The sequence below is a fragment of the Mesorhizobium sp. WSM4817 genome, from assembly GCF_055811135.1.
This window is the reverse complement of record NZ_JBVVQQ010000040.1, coordinates 1-20,298: the sequence shown is the minus strand read 5'-3', so window position 1 is coordinate 20,298 and position 20,298 is coordinate 1. Positions and strand designations below refer to the sequence as shown.

At 57.2% G+C, this 20,298-nt stretch carries 15 protein-coding genes and 1 pseudogene; 10 read left to right on the top strand and 6 right to left on the bottom strand.

Features of this window, described 5'->3' with window-relative positions:
• Positions 1–428: 428 nt before the first annotated feature.
• Together AC0L2K_RS32150 and AC0L2K_RS32145 are read right to left on the bottom strand one after the other, a co-directional pair.
• A complete protein-coding gene (locus tag AC0L2K_RS32150; protein ID WP_473533285.1) occupies positions 429–2,270 on the bottom strand; it encodes a HipA domain-containing protein in 1,842 nt (613 codons plus the stop codon).
• A 687-nt stretch (positions 2,271–2,957) separates the two neighbouring features.
• Positions 2,958–4,034, bottom strand: a complete 1,077-nt coding sequence (locus AC0L2K_RS32145) for a type I restriction enzyme HsdR N-terminal domain-containing protein (RefSeq protein WP_473533284.1) — start codon at positions 4,032–4,034, stop codon at positions 2,958–2,960.
• A 481-nt stretch (positions 4,035–4,515) separates the two neighbouring features.
• Here AC0L2K_RS32145 and AC0L2K_RS32140 point away from each other — a divergent pair, with 481 nt between their 5' ends.
• From AC0L2K_RS32140 to AC0L2K_RS32110, 7 genes are all read left to right on the top strand, one after another.
• Positions 4,516–5,124 (top strand): hypothetical protein, encoded by a 609-nt coding sequence (locus AC0L2K_RS32140; protein WP_473533283.1) that lies wholly within the window; start codon positions 4,516–4,518, stop codon positions 5,122–5,124.
• A gap of 179 nt (positions 5,125–5,303) precedes the next feature.
• Positions 5,304–6,779, top strand: a complete 1,476-nt coding sequence (locus AC0L2K_RS32135; RefSeq protein WP_473533282.1) for an NAD-dependent succinate-semialdehyde dehydrogenase — start codon at positions 5,304–5,306, stop codon at positions 6,777–6,779.
• 1,121 nt (positions 6,780–7,900) lie between these two features.
• Complete coding sequence (locus tag AC0L2K_RS32130; protein ID WP_473533294.1) at positions 7,901–8,416, top strand: Fic family protein; 516 nt, start codon at positions 7,901–7,903, stop codon at positions 8,414–8,416.
• 224 nt (positions 8,417–8,640) lie between these two features.
• A complete protein-coding gene (locus tag AC0L2K_RS32125; protein ID WP_473533281.1) occupies positions 8,641–9,399 on the top strand; it encodes a DUF5131 family protein in 759 nt (252 codons plus the stop codon).
• A complete protein-coding gene (locus AC0L2K_RS32120; protein WP_473533280.1) occupies positions 9,396–10,679 on the top strand; it encodes a three-Cys-motif partner protein TcmP in 1,284 nt (427 codons plus the stop codon). The genes AC0L2K_RS32125 and AC0L2K_RS32120 overlap by 4 nt, the downstream gene beginning before the upstream one ends.
• A complete protein-coding gene (locus AC0L2K_RS32115; RefSeq protein WP_473533279.1) occupies positions 10,672–11,808 on the top strand; it encodes an HD domain-containing protein in 1,137 nt (378 codons plus the stop codon). The genes AC0L2K_RS32120 and AC0L2K_RS32115 overlap by 8 nt, the downstream gene beginning before the upstream one ends.
• Before the next feature lie 15 nt (positions 11,809–11,823).
• Entirely contained in the window at positions 11,824–12,759 is a 936-nt protein-coding gene (locus AC0L2K_RS32110) for a nucleotidyltransferase domain-containing protein (RefSeq protein ID WP_473533278.1), read from the top strand.
• Between the two features lie 866 nt (positions 12,760–13,625).
• On the opposite strand, the gene AC0L2K_RS32105 is transcribed toward AC0L2K_RS32110, so the two are convergent.
• From AC0L2K_RS32105 to AC0L2K_RS32090, 4 genes are all read right to left on the bottom strand, one after another.
• Entirely contained in the window at positions 13,626–13,853 is a 228-nt protein-coding gene (locus AC0L2K_RS32105; RefSeq protein ID WP_473533277.1) for a DNA -binding domain-containing protein, read from the bottom strand.
• A complete protein-coding gene (locus AC0L2K_RS32100) occupies positions 13,768–14,382 on the bottom strand; it encodes a transcriptional regulator domain-containing protein (RefSeq protein ID WP_473533293.1) in 615 nt (204 codons plus the stop codon). The genes AC0L2K_RS32105 and AC0L2K_RS32100 overlap by 86 nt, the downstream gene beginning before the upstream one ends.
• Before the next feature lie 477 nt (positions 14,383–14,859).
• Positions 14,860–15,066: a hypothetical protein gene (locus AC0L2K_RS32095; protein WP_156768374.1), complete on the bottom strand. Its 207-nt coding sequence runs from the start codon at positions 15,064–15,066 to the stop codon at positions 14,860–14,862.
• Positions 15,067–15,470: 404 nt separating this feature from the next.
• The gene (locus AC0L2K_RS32090; protein WP_473533276.1) at positions 15,471–15,722 is read right to left on the bottom strand and encodes a hypothetical protein; all 252 of its coding nucleotides are present in this window, start codon (positions 15,720–15,722) and stop codon (positions 15,471–15,473) included.
• Positions 15,723–15,782: 60 nt separating this feature from the next.
• On the opposite strand from AC0L2K_RS32090, the gene AC0L2K_RS32085 reads away from it, so the two are divergent.
• From AC0L2K_RS32085 to AC0L2K_RS32075, 3 genes and pseudogenes are all read left to right on the top strand, one after another.
• Complete coding sequence (locus AC0L2K_RS32085) at positions 15,783–17,912, top strand: prolyl oligopeptidase family serine peptidase (protein WP_473533275.1); 2,130 nt, start codon at positions 15,783–15,785, stop codon at positions 17,910–17,912.
• A 673-nt stretch (positions 17,913–18,585) separates the two neighbouring features.
• Entirely contained in the window at positions 18,586–19,263 is a 678-nt protein-coding gene (locus AC0L2K_RS32080) for an OmpW/AlkL family protein (RefSeq protein ID WP_473533274.1), read from the top strand.
• A 606-nt stretch (positions 19,264–19,869) separates the two neighbouring features.
• A pseudogene (locus tag AC0L2K_RS32075) lies at positions 19,870–20,298 on the top strand (S9 family peptidase); the annotation flags it as partial.

Sequence of the window (20,298 nt, the reverse complement as noted above, 5' to 3'; positions counted from 1 at the left end):
GCTTCCCTACCACGATGCTGGGAGCCCAGCGGTCGGCAATCGGAATGCACAGCTCCCGCGGCCAGAAGAACGGCTGCTCCAGAATCCGGCTTCCGATGGAGTAACCGATTCGATGTTCGACGGGCTCGCGCCGATATCGCGCAACCCCGTTGTCGCATCTCCTCCAAGGACTCAGCGCCGTTCACCACCGCGAATGCTCCCACCCGAGTGAGATCGGTACAATCGACGCATTTCGGAACAACCCACCGCCGATAATGAAGTTGTTGGGGCTATGAAGCTTGAAGAGAAAGAGTTCGCCCGGTTCCCTCGGGCGGAACTGCGACCGCCCCCCGGGCTGCCAGAAGTTCACTTCGTCTACGTCCTGGCAGACAGAAATTCGAACCAATCCAGATCGGGAACGTCGACATAGGTCTTGACCGCGTTGGGGCTCATTGAAACGCCTCGGCGCGGTCGCGCACGATCGCCTTCACTCGCTGCGCCGCTTTTTGAGCAGCATCAGCTCGTTCCGCAAAGGACGGCAGAGCCAGGGTAGGCGCTGTCTCGCATAGGGCAGCGACGATCGAACCTATCGCCTCTTCCGCGCGCGCGACCGGCAGTTCCATCGTGTGTGCGAGGGTGAGGAAATCCTGCCGCGTAAGCCGGTCGTCCTTACCGTTGAGCTTCAGGGCCATACGATCTCCACCAAGCCCCGGAAAGACACGGGTCGTAACAGCGTCGTAGAGGGGCGCGAACCGCACGGTTTTGAACCGCTTGGAGCCTGACTCTGCAATCTTGAGGAGCGCCAAGTTCTTGAGATGCATGTCCCCGTCGGCGATTAGCCACGCAAAAAACGCCCGGCGGAACAAAGTCTCGATGTCGGCGGCAGGATCGGTCGAAAGCGGCCGCAAACCCCGCGCCATACGCTCGATCGTGCCGTCGTATTTGGCGGAGGCCGGCAGATCGAGAACCGAACAAAAATCCTCGAGCGCCAGGAAGCGTCGATCAGTAGGCCCGCGTCGCACGTCGAACCGTTCGACGACCAATGCAGGCGACATCCCATCCGGCATGTCGATAAGCGCGGCGGCCGGAACCTGGAAGCCCGCTGCGCGACCAAGTTCAAGACAGAGCCATTCGACGACCGGCAGCATTTCGAAGCCCGCGGTTCCGGCTGGCTTAAGCACGTGAGTAAACGGCAGGTCGATCGCGGGCAGCAGCTCGCCGTCCGATCCCAAATTCATCGGCGCCTTGATCTGAACACCCGACAGTCTGGGCGTTTCCGCGCGCGCAAACAGCTGAGCCAAGTTGTGCTCGAACGTTTCCTGGATCTCGCCTCGCGACGGGCCGAGGTATCGACCAGTGAAGCGCCCATCGTCGATGAACGCGACAAGCTCGGTGTCGAGTTCGTCCCGCGGCAGGGCATTGAGCTCAGCTTGGCTCTCCACGACCGCGATATTTGACATGTAGCGTTTGCCACGTCGCAGTGCTTCGCGTTCATCCCGCTGATGCAGCACTTGTGCGAGCCATCCTTCTGGGAGGAGCGACTCGATGAAAGCCGGCAGCTTGCCTGTTGCACCCTGTCGAACGAGTGGCGGGCCGCTGCGCCTCACAGGCTTCCAGCGCCATTCGAATCCATCATGGATTATCCGACCGAGGGGGTCCCCATGCCACGCCACAAGGAGATCCAGCGCCGCCTTGTTAACGGGGCCCTTGGCCGCCGACGGGCGCGCAATCAGATAACGCTCAGCGCCCTCCCCTTCGCGGTACCATCCGTTCTCGCGAGCCAACGCCCAGACCGCGTCAGAGGCCATGTGTGGCGAGCCGTATTCCTCTATGAGTCTTGCCGCCATCTCGGCGCGCATCGGTTCGGTGATGGCGCTCGCATGCTCGCTTCGCAACCGAAACGCTTCCAGGAAGCGTTGGCGCGGCGAGGAAACGTCAATTCGCAACTCGCCGAGATCGTCCCCTACGACCGCAGACGCAGTCGAAGGATGGGGGGGCGCCTCGTTCTGAATTATTTCGAGCGTCCGTAACCGAGTTCGTTGGTTGCGCCGACCGCTAACGAACAGGCGGCCATCAGGTGTTGGAGCGAGAAGTTGGGCAGAGGCCGACGACAGATAAGCAGTAGGATAGAGATAGCGTGCAATGCGCACGGCATGGTCCAGCACGGCTTGCTCGATGTCTTCGCCCGAATGGGCATAAACTCCGCGGACGAGCGGGACAAGCTCCCCTGCCGCCGCTAATGCATGCGCGCGTCGCTTGTCTATCGTCTCTCCGACCAGCAATATGGACACGGACTTTCTCGCACTTCAGATGCGCGAAAGTTCTTCAGAGAGCACCAAAAGTCAAGGACTTTCTCGCATCTGAAATGCGCGAAAGTCATGCCTGTCCAAATTTAGTGGTATCGCCAGCCTGCTCGTCTCCGCTCTTGTTGCCGACTTTACTGCTATTTCGATCGAGCAATGGGACCTCGCCGAATGAGGGCGCGCTCCGAGCGGGAAGCGACGAGTCCGGCATGGTCATGCCCCTGCCCTGCGCACTTTTCCCGCAGATCATAATGATCTTTCCCTCAACGCTACTGGGCAGGCATCAACGTTCGTTGCTGGCCCAACAAGGAGCACGCGGAAGAGCTCTTGAGTGGGACGACGACGGAGGTTGGTCGGATCGGACAAATCGCGATAAGCCGAGCCCGGACTCTCTTCATTTTGGCCGTGCGGATTCAGTCGTCGGCAAACTTGAGCCGAAGCTGCTCGCGATGGCTTTCAAGACGCCTGGACTAGCCCGTGACACTCGCGAGGAACCCTAATGCCGTTTTAACATCAGTGGCTTTCAAGAACCCACTACAGTTTGTCTCGGCGTGAACGAACATCTTCCTGACGCCACCGACCGTGCCAATCGAAATTGGACAACACACATGGACGGCAGATCCCGGGATCATGCTTCGAGAAGACGCGTAGCGCGGACGTCCGAACCGTTCAAAGTCATGAAGCAATCGAGGGAGCCGCGATTGCTCCGGCAAGATATTCCGTTGCGGTAGCTCGTAAGCGATCGGCGTGGTCATAGATTTCGTCGAGCGAGTCGATCTTAACCTTCTCTTCCTTCTCACCATCGAAAAGCCCAAGATATTTAACCGACCTGTTGAACCACAGCCGGGCCAAGGGCTTACGATTGTTGTTGTCGACCAGAATCCCGCAATAGCTTTTCTGATCGCGCATGATCACCCTGGCTGGCTTTAAAAGGTCCCGCACGATTGCCCGCACCACCAGGAAGCCCTCTCGCTCGTCCTCGGTGGTCACAACCTCTTCCTCGGCGCCAAGTCCGTCCGCGCCAATTTCCGAAACCTCAGTCTCGGCCAAGGCTGTGGAAAGGCGTGACTGAACGGATTCTCGAACGATCTCGCGAAAAGCCGCTTTGACCATGGGTGTGAATTGCTCCTTCACCTGGGCGGTGAACCGTCCTTGGTAAAGGCCCCCGGTCACCATCCTCACAAACTCCTCAGGTGGATTCTCCATCACGCTTCCAATTTCTTTCTTAATCGCCGATGTATATTTCAACCGATGAGCGGATTGCAGAATTCCATCCACATTGAAATCGGCTTTCGCAAATTTTTTCAGCTCAGAGATCAATTGCCCCTGTAGGTCCGAAAGATCGAACGTGAGGAACGGCCGGTCATCGAGCTTGTTTGGTGCAACCAAGTCAGTATGAAAATGGAACGCGCGACCGTTCGTCAAAATAGCGAATTTTGCATTAGTGACAGAAAAGTACCTGTATAACTGGGCGAGATGTACTCGATCAAGAACTGTCGTTATCGGCTTGCACTCAACAAGAATCCTGATTTCCCCGTCAATTTTTATGGCGTAGTCAACTTTCTCGCCCTTCTTTCCCACTGCGTCGGCACAGAATTCAGGGATGACCTCGTCAGGATTGAAAACGTCGTAATCTAACGCTGAGAGAAAGGGCAGTACTATCGCTGTCTTTAAGGCCTCCTCAGTAAGCATGGCGCTCGAATGCGTCCTGATGCGCTCAGCAAGAACGCGAAGTTTTTCTTCAACACTCATGATGCCCTCCCCCAAATTGAGATAGGTAAGATCGTGCAAAAGTTCCGTTTGCGCAAGTCAATCTAAGCTGTTGTCGTAGAAAGAGGTGAATGCCGCATGCGCGCAGCAATGCGCTCAACGATTTGCGATGGCCGGTGTTGACGTGCACGGTCCGATATCGACATGCTGAGGATGCTACCCGGCTCGTCAAGACGGAATGCCGTGCGACCAACCGATGTGTTCAAAAAGGCTATGAGCTCGAGCACGCAGCGCGGAAGCTGGCGACGTATGTCCCGAGCCCGTACACGACAGACCCATCTGGCTGGTTATACAGACTGTCAGCGGCTCTTGGGTCCTAATATTCTTGTCAAATTAGACGCTGCACTGAACACTCAGCTAAGCTTTGATATTGAAGACCGACGTGCGGGCTATTGTTTTCCTGTGATTGAACCCTCGTTACCGGACCGGGCGAACCCTCCATCGCGAGGGTAGTGGCGCTTGTGTGATCATCCATGACACGGCTTCCGAATCGCGTCGTGGTAGCGGTCATCTCCAAGCCACGGAAAGGCGCGCTGACGCCTGGCCGGGGCCCTCTTCTCTGGTTTCGGTCATAGCCCTCAACGTTCTGGCGGCGCACAAGGGGTGGGACCACTACTTCGCGCCGCAGGCGCCGACAACCTTCGAGGTTTCGCGAACAGCGCCAGAGTGCATAGCCGATGTCTTCAACCGATGCCGCCGCATCGCCTTCACCAGCGCGGGCGCGCAATCGTACGCGTTGCGAATTCGGCCAGTGCAGCGTGAAGTCGCGCGGCTTCTGTTGCGCTCCCTTAACGGTCGAGGAACCACGCCAGTAAACCAATCAATGGGCAAGTCCTGCCCATTGTTATCCCTTGCGACAACCGCCACGACGGCGTTGCGGCCCTCTGGCGTGCTGAAAAGGCGGCATGAGAAGCTTGGAAGAAGCGTGCAAACCAACTTTTTGGGCAGGAAACTCCGACCCCATTTTTTGTTCAGTAACCTTTATAATGCCAGCCTCACCTTCGGATTTGCGGAGGACGCCGATCGTGATCCGCAGAGCTACCCGCGGTGGGAAGTGGATGTCCATTGTTAAGTTTGCGCCGGTGAGAACCGCAAGCCATCGACCAGAAGAGTTCAAAAATTCTCCCTTCAAGCCGAGTGGAACGGTCTACCAGCCGTCTGGCCGAGGCCCTACAAGGAACCCGCAGGTGCGGAGTACACGACGACGCCCTGTCGACATATGCATCCGCAGTGTTTGAGAGGAATTCAGTATTGCCCCTGTGCCTGCCGATGGTCCGCCACCTGAAATCCGCGGACCTGTTTGGCGCCATCGATCGCCTGCCGGCGCTCGGCACGCCAGTTAGCGAGCGGACATTCGAGGTCCTCAACCCGTCGAGCGGCGAAGTGCTGGCACTACTTCCCGACATGGGTGTGGAGGAGACACGCGCTGCGATCGAAAAGGCCTACGTAGCGCAGCCTGGATGGGCGGCTCTGACCGCCCGAGAACGCAGCGACGTTCTGTGGCGATGGCATGAGCTGATCAGCGACCACGCCGGTGATCTTGCCGCCATACTCACTGCAGAGATGGGCAAGCCGTTTGCCGAAGCCAAGTCGGAGGTTTCGCATGCGGCCGCGTATCTGCAATGGTACGCCGAAGAAGCCAATCGCATCTATGGCGAGACGATCCCCGCACCCTCGACAGACCGTCGCATGCTGGTGATCAAGCAGCCGATCGGTGTGGTCGGCACGATTACGCCATGGAATTTCCCAGCGTCGATGGTGGCGCGCAAGATCTCGCCGGCCTTGGCGGCGGGCTGCGCGATCGTGCTCAAACCTGCTGAACAGACGCCGCTCGTGGCAGGCGCAATGTTCGCCCTCGCGCATCAAGCCGGCTTTCCAGACGGTGTCGTCAACCTGATCTATGCGTCCGAAGGTGCTGGCGTTGGACGCGAACTCTGCTCCAATCCCAAGATCCGCAAGATCAGCTTTACAGGCTCGACCGAGGTTGGCCGGCTGCTCATGCGCCAGTGCTCGGACCAGATCAAGAAGGTCAGCCTCGAGCTCGGCGGCAATGCCCCTTTCATTGTCTTTGATGACGCCGACATCGACGCTGCGGTTGACGGCGCGATCCAGGCGAAGTTCCGCAATGCCGGCCAGACTTGCGTTTCAGCGAACCGCCTTTACGTCCAATCGAGCGTTCACGATGAGTTCGTTGAGAAGTTCGTGGAGAAAGTCCGGTGCTTGTCGGTTGGCGACGGCTTCGCCCCCGGAGTGGACGTCGGACCGCTCATCGACTTGAATGCTTTGGCCAAGATCGAGTCCCACATCGCAGATGCCGTTGCCAAGGGTGGGACAATTCGATGCGGGGCCGAACGTATCGGCAAGGATGGCACCTTCTTCAAACCCACAGTCCTCACCGAAATCTCCAGCATGATGGCGGTTGCGCAAGAGGAGACTTTCGGGCCGCTGGCGCCGATCATTCGCTTCCACGAGGCGGATCAGGTTGTGCGTGAGGCCAACGACACGATCTACGGCCTCGCCGCCTATTTCTATGCCTCGAACCTGAAGCGTGTCTGGCGCGTGGCCGAGGCATTGGAATATGGCATGGTTGGCATCAACACGGGGCGTATGTCTTCGGAAGCGGCGCCCTTTGGCGGGATGAAGCAGTCCGGCATCGGGCGGGAGGGTTCCCGCCACGGGCTCGAAGACTACCTCGAAATGAAATACCTCTGCATGGGTGGCATCTGAAGAACCTGCTTGCGTGTTCAGATGGGGCACTCCAACGACCTCCGCACATACGCCCTCGATTGGGAGCCAACGGGCGGCTCCGCAACCCTAGCCAGACTCAAAATGGTAATCATCAAGCGTGCAGCTCAAATCCATAGTGAAAGCGCAACGCAATCATCCTGAAGCGCAACTTCGTTAAAGAGAGAACTACGCCGAGTGTCGACCGGTGCAGGTGGAAATGGAAGCGGTCCGCACCGCCAGATCAGAAGGGGCGCTTGGCGTAGTACGGCGGTCGGCATGAATGGCCCAAATGAACGAGGTCGATCCTCACGCTGGTCGATTGCGGCGGTGGTAGGCACGGCTCTGGTTTCATACACGAAGCGGGAAAGCGCTGTTGGGCCCCGGCAAAAGATCCTCGACAACAATGCTGTGGCCTGGCAGGAACCGCACAGTTGCTGAGGCGAATCTGCGAGGCGGTTTTGTGGCTTTCAACGCCTCACAGCATTTCAGCTGCTCGATCGGAGTGCTCGTCTACCTGATCGAAACGGGTCGAGAGGTTGGCCTTCCCGCGGCCCGTCGCATCATAGTTGACGGCGTGTCGGTCCTGGCCGTATCCAGCAGCGGATTGGCAATCTGTGTTGCGGACGTGAACTTGTTGCCAAGGATGGCGGCATAGCCTGCACCCACAGGATGCCGCGACTGACGTTCCGGATAGCCAATCTTGTCACTATCGACCCTCACCGTCAGGAAGCGGTTCTGCACCTCCGAATCTGTACCGGCGTAATTCGGGAGGCGAGCTTTGCTTTGTTTTCGAGGGTGCCATTCGATCGAGCGCACCCACAAAGATTGTCGATTGCGTCCCAGCCAAGTCGAGAGCTAGGAAATCAATATCCCCTTCTGCCTAGGACACCGTCTGTCAGATAAAGTTTAAACTTTTCAAAACATGGCACACCACCGACCTCACGCCGCCTTCGCCATAGACCATCGCACGCGCTTGGCGAGAAACGCGGCAAACGTGTTTACATTCATATTACCGCTCGCCTCCTCCAGTCCTGCGAGATAGGCCTTCCGGTCATCAACTCTGACGACGTCCAGGGGTAGCCGCATGAAGCCAGCATCGCGTTCATGAGCATTTCGATGCAATTGATCTGACCGAAAACCACGTCACGCAGCTGCACCGTGACCTGCTGGCGTTCAGCAACAAGGATGAGCGTCATCGCGGCGCGTACAAGACACTCGCCAACAATGTCAGTGCGTTCGATCCCCACGGAAAAGAGATCGGCGTCATCTTCGAAGCGGCGACGCCCTGCGATCCGCCAAATCGGATGAAAGAGCTTGTCGAGTGGACGCGCAGCACGCTTAATGAGCAAAGCCTGCATCCTCTGCTCGTCGTGGCAATTTTCACGGTGGTGTTTTTGGAGATCTATCCATTCCAGGACGGCAATGGAAGGCTATCGCGCGTTCTGACGACGCTTCTGCTGATGCGCAGTGGCTATGCTTATGTGCCTTGCTCTTCGCTCGAAAGCGTAATCGAGAACAGCAAGGAGGCCTACTATCTGGCGCTTGGGCAAACCCAAAGAACGATCCGCAGTCCGCAGCCTAATTCAATCCGGGGCCGTGATCGCTCCATCACCGAGGGAACAAATTGGCAACATTAGCCTTGAGGAACGATCGCTGTTATGGGACTGTAGGAGCCTGGGCTTTTCAAAGGACGAAGAAATGCCCGGCCAATGGCTCGTAGTACCAACCGAAACGTATGTGGCACATCCGCAAAAAGGCGCTAAACAAGGCGAGCAATAGGTGCTAGCGCGTTCAGGCGACCGCATTTGCTGCACCGGCGGTCGTAAGCCTCCGTTAGTTTGGTGCGCTGATTATCAATGGCATGACGAATCGGTCTCATATCGAATGGACAGAAATGACCTGGAATCCGGTCACCGGATGCACGAAGGTCTCAGCTGGCTGCAAACATTGTTATGCCGAGGTTATGTCTCGAAGGCTGCAGGCCATGGGAGCAGTTGGATACCAAAACGGATTCAAAATATCCATCTTGCCCGAGCGTTTGGAGCAACCATTGCGTCGTAAGACGCCCACCGTCTGGTTTGTCAATTCGATGAGCGATCTGTTCCATCCACAGGTCCCGTTTGAATACGTCGATCGCGTATTGGAGACTATCCAGGCTACACCGCAGCATATCTATCAGGTGCTAACAAAGCGGGCCGAGGGTATGGCCGCCTACTTTCGGACGAGATCGGCACCAACCCATCTTTGGCTCGGCGTTACGGTGGAGAACAGACGGCACGGCGTCCCGCGGATCGACACCCTACGGACAATCAGTGCGGACGTGCGATTTCTGTCCATCGAACCGCTCCTGGAGGACATCGGCGAAATCAATCTCTACGGAATACATTGGGCAATTGTCGGAGGAGAGTCTGGGCCGGGAGCGCGACCTATGAGGCAAGCTTGGGCGCTAAATATCCGAGATCAATGCGCGAAGGAGAACGTGCCATTTTTCTTTAAACAATGGGGTGCGCACGGCGCGGATGGACTGAAACGATCCAAGAGCTCAAACGGTCGGATGCTGGACGGCAAGATATATGACGCTATGCCGTCGACATTCCGAAATTGGGGGAATGCGCCGTGAGAAAGCATTATGAATGGAAGATCGGCGAACCGCCGCCTAAGCTTGCCGCCCATAGCAAAGCAAAGCATGACATTATCGAAGCCTATATAAGGCGTTATATCGAGATATGCACGTCAACACCAATCCAAGATAAACTTAATCTAACCATTGTTGATGGGTTTAGTGGCGGCGGGCGTTATTCGTATGAAGGAGCTTCCGTTGCAGGATCTCCACTGATGTTGCTTAACACTATTTCCGAAATGCAAGATGCTATTAACAGATCTCGACCTAGAGGTTTCGAGATTGCGACGGACTTCGTGTTTATTGATCATCAAAAGGCACATACTGACTATTTGAGAGCCGAGATCGCGTCATCACCGTTTGCCGAGCTTCTTGGTAGAAGAATTCAAATTTGGACAGATACTTTCGAAAACAGGGTCGACGACCTTATCGGAGCCGTGCGCCGACGATCTCCAAAGCGCGGCCGATCCCTTTTCCTATTAGACCAATATGGCTGGAACGGCGTGTCCTTCTTGTCGATACGCCGTATCCTCAAAACTCTAGAGAAGGCGGAGGTCTTCCTGACTTTTGCTGTTGATGCGCTAATAGATTATCTGAACTACGACAAAGCCAAATCAACGATGTATGAAAAAATAACGCTCGATGAAGGGATGATCCGAGAGCTCCTGAGCATAAAAGATAGCGAACATGGATGGCGTACTATAATCCAAAACACGCTCTATCAGCACCTGATCGCTGAGACAGGCGCAGAATTCTATTCGCCCTTTTTTATTCGATCGGGACAGGCACATCGTACCTATTGGCTCCTGCATCTCTCGCGACATCGTGAGGCCCGGAATGAGATGGGCCGCATACACTGGAAGTTTCACAACCACTCCCTTCATCACGGCCGCCCCGGCCTTGATGCGTTGGGTTTTGCAGGTGTGAAGGACGCGGAACAGATGGTTTTTGGCTACGAGTTCGACGAAGCTGCACGATCGCACTCACTAAATGAGTTGCGAGACCAAATTCCCCGTTTTATTGACGCGTCCGGCGGCGCGGATATTGCGCCGACATTGGAGGAGCTTTTCGGCAGAAGATGCAATGATACTCCTGTCACGAGAGATATTTTCGAAGAGGTACTGATTGACTTGCGTGACCAAGGGGAAATCCGAATCGAAGATGCTCTTGGTGTAGGAAAGCCGAGGGCGCATTCAGTGGGATGGACTGATAGGATCATTCTCTCGCCACAGAGATCGTTTTTCGGCCCGTTGGGTTTGATGGCTGCCAACCGTGATTGAGCACCTGGAAAGCCTTCATAAAGACGTGTTGCGAATTCCCCAGTTGGAGTTTGACGAAAGGGACTCTGACTGGGAAGTTCTTCCTTTGTTTCCCAAATTGTCAGCAACGGAACCTCTTTATCGATCCGCGCCAACTCACCCGTTCGACGATCCCTTTTTGGCGGCGCTTGCGGCGTCTACCGCTCTACAAAGGCTGAAGGGGATCGGCTTTCTCGGCGCGCTGGACTACATGCTCCACAGTAATGGAAGCGACGCTCACAGGCGGCGGCATAATCGGTATGACCATTCGGTAGGCGTGGCAAAATTAGCCGAGCGATTTGCAAGAATCCGAAATTTGGGGATTAACGACAGACGAGTTTTGATCGGCGCGGGTCTGTTGCACGATATTGGACATGGACCTCTATCGCATACTTTGGAGCCGATCTTTAAGGCCCAATTTGGCATTAATCACCATCTTGCAGGGCACGAGATTCTGATTGGACACTCGCCTCTCGGAGACGAGATCCCCGCCATCATGAGAAGATTTGGTGTCGACATGGATGAAGTGATTGCCATGATTGAAGGCAAGCATAATTCTCAACATGCATTCTTATTTTCCAGCCCTATCAACCTTGACACAATCGAAGGCATAACGCGGAGCAGCCTATTTAGTGGTATAAACGACAAGAATTTGGACGCACAGAGACTTGTGGAACTCCTGGCAACGTCGGACCAGTTACCCACACGCCAAATTGACGCTTTCTGGGCGTTGAAGCATCGCGTCTACAATCTCTTTATCCATACCCGAGAAGGTTTGCTCTACGATGGCCTCGCTCAAGCTTACATGTCTCGAGAGATCGAACATTTCGCTCCGCGTGATTTTTTGAAAACTGAACCACAATTGCGTCATAAAGAGCCAGTGCTTTTTCACCTCTTTGCTTGGGCGCGAGCCTCAAGAGATCGGGTACACCGGCGGTTCACTCATCGGTTCAAAGATTTGCTTGACTTCGAGTTCGAAGCGCCCACGCGGTCATTTTCCGTCTCTCAACAGATATCTTTGCAGAGTCCGCAGGACTTATGGTTGCGTTATAATCAGAAGAAAAGTAAGCGTCGGCAGACTATTGGTGATCTGCTTCTCGCAAAATTCTGAATTCAGGAAAACCACATGAAGAATCCGGTCCTCGCCCGGCACCAAAGGCAGGCCGAAGACGGCATAGCTAAGATGCGGGAAATCGTTGATGGTTTATCAGCCGCTCGCTCTACTGTTGTCGGGTTGAATGGCTCTTATGCGCGACGCGAGGTCACATCGGGATCCGATGTTGACTTGTTCGTTTTTGTCGATGACGAGAAGGACATCGAGGGCGGCCACGAGGTTCTGAATGCCCTGAAACCCGAATTGAAACAAGCAGGGTTCAAGCTTGCCTCGGAAGGCGGCGTGTTCGATCAGCCACTTGCTATGAGGAATTTATGCACGACCATTGGAGGGATGGCAGATGGCAACACCCTGATCACACGACGAATGCTTCTCCTATTGGAGGGTGAATGGCTCAACAATCAGGGAAACTTCGAGACCGCTAAGGCAGACCTGATTAAGCGATATGTTAGCGACCGCATCAGGGATGACCAAATCGCTTTATTTTTGTTGAATGACGTCATTAGATATTGGCGGACGATATGCGTCGACTATGAGCATAAAATTGGACAAGGTAAGGCAGCGGAAATCCGGCTTTTGAAACTTAGGTTTTCTCGTATGCTGCTGTATATGGGAGGGATCGTTGCTGTCGGTGAGACTTACGGGATTGCTGGAGCCGAGAAGCGAAAAGTTTTGCTAAATTTGCTAACGTTGCCGCCTGCTGAGCGGATTGCAGCGGTTTTAGGTGAACGGGCCGACGGAGCGTTAGAAATATACGCTGAATTTCTGGAAGCAATCGATAACAGCCAGACGCGAACGATACTTTCGGCTGAGCGGTCTCTCGGTGACTATAGCGAAGAGTACCAGCGCCTTAGAACTCGAGCGAAGGATTTCAGAACGGCGTTAAGAGATGCCCTTGAAGCGAGATTTCCGGATCCCCATCCATTACTTCACTCTATGCTTCTGTAGTTTGCTTCGAATTTTTGCGTATCACTTGGGTATACCCTGAAGTGGCGCGACTCTGTCGACGACGGCCAATGCAAGCGGCCAAGTATTCGCGGTCGCCGAACAAGTTTGGCAGCTATGGCTGAGCGGTAGGCCACAACCGGTGGAAGATAGTCTGCGACGGCTAACGTTCCCAACTGGAAAAGAGGGTACTTTGCTGTGCGAGGGCGGGTGCGCGACATGCTTTTGGAAGGGCGCGTGTCGCTCCAGCCCGACATTCCTGGGCGAGATTTATTCTCTCGCTTATGATGCGGAGAGCATTCACACCTTCAAAGAGCGATACCGAAAGAACTTTGCCGCGTCCAATCCCCGCCTCCAGGCTCGTTATGAACAAGCCAAAAAGGAGGGGTTTCCGGACACCTTGGAAGAATTTCTGATGCTCAAGCTAGGTGACATGCACGAGCCTGATTGGCTACGCCCGCGTCATTGCGCCGCCTAATTTCAAGTCCCGAACGCCAGTAGTCTGAAACAAGATGCCCGGCAGGAGACTGAGCTCGCTGCCGGGCCGGGTACGCCTTGGGAGGTGGCGTAAGTCCGTGACCTTCGTGGCGGGGGGAACCACTCAGTCCGCGCGTTTTGCTGAGCGTGCATGTACCGTGCCAAGGCAAAAAGCGTTTTAAAACACCCGACGCGTCAGCTTTTTTCTCCGTTGCGTACTCGACATTGTCACCTATCGGACAATGTCGAACGTGCCTCTCGGCATCGACCGACGCCTGAACCAGAGCGCACCCGCAAGGCCGTTCCCTGCCATGTCGAGCGGACCAATCGGTAGTGACGGGTTTTAGCTCCGAACTGTTCGCCGGCTGACGCACAGGGCGGACTGTCACTTTTTAAAGAAGGAAATCTCTGTACCCTCCATTCATGAGGGCGCGGCCACGCGAGACGGCGCGGCGAATGCGGTCGCGCAGATGATCGCGAGGATCCCTCCAGTCGGCATGGACGCGCCGTTGACCAACCAGCGCTTCGGCGAGCTCACGATGTGACGCCCCAGCAAGTGAGCCGTCGAGCGCACGAAGAACGAAGGTCAAACGCGGACCGCGTCTTTCCGGCGGAAACAAGCGGGCGGGCAGGTGTTGACCCGGACTTAGAGCATTGAGGCACTCTAGCGCCCTCAGACGGGGCTTCGAAAGCATCGCTGGCCAGATCGCCTCTGTGCGGAGGCAAACAGGGCGCAAGATATCCGCGCCAGAGACGGCGAGCTGGAGCGTATGTTCCGCATTGCGAAGAAGAACATGCTGGCCCTTGTCGGGCGCCAGCAGGACCGTCGCACGACATGGCAACGCCGAGAGCTCGAACGGCAATGTCGCCGAGGATGCGGACAGCTGTTCTGCAATGACCGGCAGCACATGGACGCACCAGAGCGGAGACCAGAATACGAGAGAATTTCGCCGATAAGACTCGGCGAAACAGGACACCCCAGCGTGACAGGTCACTGGCTGACGTGACCACGTCGAGGGAGGATCGGTGGGACAAAGTATTGGCCTGCTGGCTTGCAGCGATCACGTCACACTGGAATGCTGGATTGCGGCGTAAGAACTCCCAGGCCCATTCGCGCGGCGTCAGACCAGTGGTGTAGTCGTACGACATTTCATCCCGCCAATCAGCCTCAACCACGCCTGTCACGAGAACTGCAGGCATGACTGTGCTCCCCTGCCCGCCCCCACGGACGTCGAAACATCATGCCACTTGGCAAAGCACCGGCGCCGAGGGCACCAGACCTCGACGACGCCATTTCGTAGAAGCATGTGCCATTGCCACTGTCGAGGGCAGAAGTCGCGCGCAAGTAGCCACCAGGACGGCGAACCCGCACAGCGACAGCCAGCGCGGCCTGAGCACGCCAAGGGAATCGAATTCGCGCGGGTGATCGGCTCCTGCATCCCGTTCCAGACGTTCCTGAAAGGTGCAGTGGCGTGGCGGTGGATTGCACGCTGGTTTTCGGCAAGTTGCCGTAGCGCGCGCGCTATAAACTCAGTCATCGCAGGTCTCCTCGGGGGAATTTCCACCATTGGAGGCCAAGTTTCACGCTATGGCAGCCTGTATAGTTGTACAGGTAAAGCCGGCTGTTCAGTGGACCGCAAAAACGAACCGGCGAGGCGCAATCGGTTCTTCTGGCGGTGCTAACGCGGGCCTTTCTTTGCCGGCGGTTTCGAGATGGAGCGCGGCCGGGCTCGGCTTGCCCTGCTGCAGCCGATTTCCCAGGCAGACTTGCCGCCGCACTGCCCTTGTTGGGGGTATATCAATGCGGCGCGTCAGCGAGACATCGTCGATCATTGGCTGCCTCGCCGAGAGCACGCGGAGCCGGAGCTTCCCTGTCTTCTGACCCTCGTAGCTTGCATATTGAACGACGGTTCGCCAGCAGCCGAAGTTGGCCTAGCGACCACTCCAACGTGTCCGTTGGAACGCAGCTTGCTGGCGCGATCGGCAGACTTCAAAAATGCAATCAAGGGGACGGTGCAGGCCAAGATTGCTTGCAGGGCCTGGACCCATCAGGTCGGCCGAGCGGCGCCCCATCCCTTTCCTCGGATCTCCGATTTTACCGCTGGCGGTGTCCAGACTCACAGGTGCAGCCGGCTCGGTCACTCACGGCGTCCATCACCTCATTTGTATCTGGCAATTGAATCCAGCTGCGTGAAGCGTTCCGGAGCGAAGATGTTGGAGTCAAGTCGTTGTGAGCTTCACTGCTTGAGTTCTGCACGGCGTCCGCGCCCGAGGTTGATCCGGTGATTACGCTGTGCGCTCGTTGTCGGATTCTCGACGATGTCGGACATGTGACACAACGCTGCCAGAGCGATCGCATTGGTCGGGAACGATTTTCCCAGTTGGCACGACAGATGCAGTCCTATGCGCAAAGCACTGCGACGCCGCACCGACTGAGAAAGAAGCCAGCTGATGACCACGCTTTTCGAACACGCGGGCGCCGCCGCCAACACTGAGCGTTCTCGAGCAGACGGAAGCCATCGCGCTTTCATTCCTCTGGTTGTCCGGTCATGACCGAATTCGATTTCCGGCCAACTGTGAATGCACCCGACGATGACCCCCACCTTTGGCTTGAAGATGCAGGAGGCGAACGGGCACTTGCGTGGACGGCAGGCCAGTCGGCGAACACCCTGAAGCACTTCGGTGGGACGCAGTTCGAGCGCGACCGGGCGGCGCTGACAGCGATTTTCGACCGACCCGACAGGGTTCCCCAGGTCACGCGCCGCGGTCAGTACCTCTATAATTTCTGGCAGGATGCCAGAAATCCGCGCGGGCTGTGGCGCCGGACCACCCTTTCTGTCTACATGGAGGCGGATCCCCGATGGGAGCTACTGGTCGATCTGGACGCCCTCGCGGCTAGCGACGGAGAAGACTGGGTCTGGGGCGGCGCGTCGATCGAGCCGGAGACGCGCGAAAGAGCCGTCTTGCGCCTGTCGCGCGGCGGCAGCGACGCGGTCGTGCATCGCGAATTCGACCTGAGCTCTCTGAGCTTTGTCGCCGACGGTTTCAATCTCCCCGAGGCCAAGGGTGACATTGATTGGCTCGACCCCAACACGCTTCTGCTTTCCAGTGCGCTTGGTCATGGCATGGCCACCCGCTCCGGTTACGCGCGCACCGTGCGACTGTGGAAGCGTGGCGCGGATCCCCTCACCGCGCCGGTAATCTTCGAGACCGGTTCCGAAACCCTGGGTGTGTCTGGCCATCTGGACCGTACCGCCGAGAGCGAGCGCGTGTGGTTCATCGAGCAGCTGGCCTGCTTCGAGAAGATAGTCCGCATTGGCGATGAAAGCGGGCCGAAGATTGAGATCGACCTTCCTAAGGACGCTTGGTGGGGTAACTTCGGCGATTGGCTGGCGGTAAAGCCGCGCACAGCATGGACGGTTGCCGGGACGACCTATCACGCCGACGCGCTGATCGGCATCTCGCTTTCCTCTTTCCTGGCCGGCGAACGCCGTTTCAGTACCCTGTTTGAACCGGACGAGAGGCGCTGTCTGCAGTCATTCTTCTGGAATGACGGGAAGCTCATTATCGCCTACCTGGCGAACCTCGTTCCGAGATTCGAGGTGTTCACGCCGGGCCCGCAGGAATGGACGCGCCGAGCCCTGGACACCGTTCCCGTGCAAGGGACTGTTCACCTCTGGTCACTCGATGCCGCAGACCACGAGACCAATGGGGAGGTTCTGGTCGGGGCTCATGATCCAATCACCCCGCCGCAGCTTTTCCTATTCGATCTCAATGCCGCGCCGCCTGTCAGCGCTTCAGTAATCCTGAAGCGCAGCCCGGAGAATTTCGACGCATCCGGCCTGGTGGTCACGCGCCACGAGGCAGTATCGATCGATGGTGAGATGATTCCCTATACACAGGTCGGTCCGGCGGATGGGAACGGGGATGCCCCGGTTCATCTCAGCGCCTATGGCGGGTTCGGCATATCGCTCCTGCCCTCCTACAACTCCTCGCTCGGCAAGCTGTGGCTCGAGCGCGGCGGCACGTGTGTGGTGGCGAACATCCGCGGGGGCGGCGAGTTCGGCACCCGGTGGCACGATGCCGGGCGCAGGGAGGGCAAGCGTCTCGCCCATGACGATTTCGCCGCCGTTGCCGCCGACCTCGTGCGAAGGGGCATTACGCTGCCGAGGCGGATTGCCGCCGAGGGCGGCTCAAATGGCGGCCTGCTGATCGCCAACATGCTTACCCGCTATCCTGAGCATTTCGGCGCGCTGTTCTGCACGGTTCCGCTTATCGATATGCGCCGCTACACCAAGCTCCTGGCGGGCGCGAGCTGGATCGACGAATATGGCGATCCCGACAAGGCTGACGATTGGGCTTTCCTGAAGGAAGTCTCCGCCTATCACGCCGCGACGCCCGGACAGCCCTATCCGCCTATCCTGCTCGCGACCACGAAGCGGGACGACCGCGTCCATCCGGGCCACGCGCGCAAGATGGCGGCAAAGCTGCAGGCCCTTGGCTATCCCGCGTACTTCTACGAGCCCGGCGCGGGCGGCCACGGCTACGGCAAGGACAATCGGGAGCGCGCTGCATTCATCAGTCTTGGCATCCACTTCCTTCGCAGCGCGATCGGCTGGCACGCCGATAGCTTTCATAGACGACCGGGAGCTCGAGATAGGCTGGCGTCGAATGAGTGAGTAGAGGTCGAGGACTGCGACAAGGTGCAAATAATGCGAGCACGGTTTGCGCAAATGCGCGCCCCGCACGCTGTCGATATCAATCAATACTGCAGGACTATTGCAGTCTACCATTTCTGAAGAGCAAGGAGAAATATCATGGCAACAAATCGAGTGAAGGTGGCGCGGGGAGTAACAGCGGCCGTCGTCTTGATGCTGCTGGCACAGCCGGCTATCGCGACTCCAAAAGCCCCCTGCGCCTCTCCGCCTCCCCCTCCGCCTCCCCCTTACCCGTGCCCGTCTACGACACCAATCTAAGAGCCAAGCTCTGGGCAGTTCCGCCTGCGCCGCCTCGGGGACATATTCGGGCTACGTTAATACGATGCCTATCCCGCTTACTTCTACGGACCAGCGCAGGCGGGCACAGCTACGGCAAGGACAATCCGAGCGGGCCGCATTCATTGCCTTGGGCGACAATTTCCTTGGCAGCGCGATCGGCTCGCACGCCGATAGCGTTCATTGGCGACCGGCAGGTCAACAAGGGCGAACTTCGACGAAGTGAGTACAGGCCTAACAATGCGCGCAGAATTTGCAAATAATGCGCGCCAGCGTTCTGTAGATAGCAATCAACACAGCAGTACTATTCAAAGTGAAGTCTAACGAGCAAGGAAACAACATTATGGCAACAAAGCGAATGAACGTGTTGCGGGGACTCACAGCGGCCGTCGTCCTGTTGCTGGTAGGACAGCAGGCGGCCGCGGCAGACCTTGCAGAACCGTGCGACCCGGATGAGGGTGTCTTGTTCAAGGAATGGCCAAGCCCCTGGCAGATCCGCCTGCGCGCGTTGGGGGTCATTACTGAGGATTCTGGCTACGTTAACGCGGTGCCCGGCTCCGGTCTTTCGTATTCCAACAGCGTGACGCCGGAACTCGATATTTCGTATTTCTTCACGGACAATGTCGCAGCCGAGCTTATCCTCGGCACCACCTATGCCAACATCACAGGCCAAGGCTCGATCGGCGGGCTGGGGAATATCGGCAAGGTTTGGCTGCTGCCGCCCACGCTGACATTGCAGTATCACTTTACCGATTTCGGCGCCTTCAAGCCCTATATCGGCGCCGGCGTGAACTATACGATCTTCTATCATCAGCAAGCCGGCAGCGCCGATGATCTCAAGGTCAAGAACACGTTCGGCACCGCGCTGCAGGTCGGGTTCGACTACATGGTCGACCAGCACTGGGGCGTCAACTTCGACGTGAAGAAGCTTTTCCTGAAGCCAGACTTCGACGTCACCGTGGCCGGCACGAAGCAGACGGGGAAGGCGGAGCTCGACCCCTGGCTGATTGGCGCAGGCGTCACGTACCATTTCTGACGCCGGCGAAGTCGGCTTACGCGCAGCCCGAGTCGAATGAAGGGCGCCTCGTGCGCCCTTTTGCCGTCGGCCCGACGGTCCACTTTTGTCAACCGACATACACCCAAGGTCATGTGACTTGGGGTTGTCCGAGCTGTCGGATATGCGACGATAAAGTCGTTCACCCGACACAGACAGTCCGATCGATTGCCGTGATCTAAAAGGATCTCCTTTGGCGCGCATATTGCATCGTTCATCCGGACACGGATCAACGGACTGACGACAGCCATGCAGAGAATGTCCATAGCCAACGCTTTGTGCCGGGCCCAATTCCGGCCCTTCCAGGTGCAGAAAAAGGAAGGGAGTGTGATTGCAAGCGTCATCGGGCTTTGAATTTCCATCATTGTGGACATGGAAAATACCCTGCTGGCTCGGCGCCAACTCTTCAGTCTGGTTCACCCGGCCAGTTCCTGGATATCCGCGTAGGGCGCACGGGTCATGGTGACTGCCGTCTCGGCTGCACCCCGCGTGCTGACTCCTTCGAGCAACGCTCAACGCTGCTGCACACCGGCGATGAAAAGCCAGATCCAACAATGCGTCTTCCGAAAACCGAAGAGGTGAACAGATATGGTCAAGATCGGCGCTTCGGCGCTCTCGTTATTAATTGATGGGGCATCGGGATCGGCAACCGCTGGGACGCTGGCCAACGGTTCAAACGGGGCACATCCACCGCTAGCGCCGAGCGATTTGGAGCGGGCACTGACGATCAACGATCGCTATCGCGGGCTCACCGTGAATGTCCCCGAGGGGCCGTTCTGGCTGACTGGAGCCAACGCGTTCATATACCGCCGGACTAGCCATGGCGAGCAGCAGTTCATGCGAGTCGATGCTGCCACGGGTTTGAAACGGCCCGCCTTCGACCAGGCCCGTCTGGCGGCGGCGCTAAATGAAGCGAGCCATAAGAGCTATCAGGCAGGCGATCTTCCCTTCGAGCGTTTCGAACTGACCGAGGATGGTCGCAGGCTCGACTTCCTGATTGAGCAGGTCCGGTGGAGC

What these genes read in the sequence shown, in the direction of transcription:
- AC0L2K_RS32110 (WP_473533278.1), top strand. Translation starts at nt 11,824, where the DNA reads ATGAAGAATCCGGTCCTCGCCCGGCACCAAAGGCAGGCCGAAGACGGC.
- AC0L2K_RS32100 (WP_473533293.1), bottom strand. Translation starts at nt 14,382, where the DNA reads ATGTCGTACGACTACACCACTGGTCTGACGCCGCGCGAATGGGCCTGG.
- AC0L2K_RS32080 (WP_473533274.1), top strand. Translation starts at nt 18,586, where the DNA reads ATGAACGTGTTGCGGGGACTCACAGCGGCCGTCGTCCTGTTGCTGGTA.
- AC0L2K_RS32095 (WP_156768374.1), bottom strand. Translation starts at nt 15,066, where the DNA reads ATGATCGACGATGTCTCGCTGACGCGCCGCATTGATATACCCCCAACA.
- AC0L2K_RS32085 (WP_473533275.1), top strand. Translation starts at nt 15,783, where the DNA reads ATGACCGAATTCGATTTCCGGCCAACTGTGAATGCACCCGACGATGAC.
- AC0L2K_RS32145 (WP_473533284.1), bottom strand. Translation starts at nt 4,034, where the DNA reads ATGAGTGTTGAAGAAAAACTTCGCGTTCTTGCTGAGCGCATCAGGACG.
- AC0L2K_RS32125 (WP_473533281.1), top strand. Translation starts at nt 8,641, where the DNA reads ATGACGAATCGGTCTCATATCGAATGGACAGAAATGACCTGGAATCCG.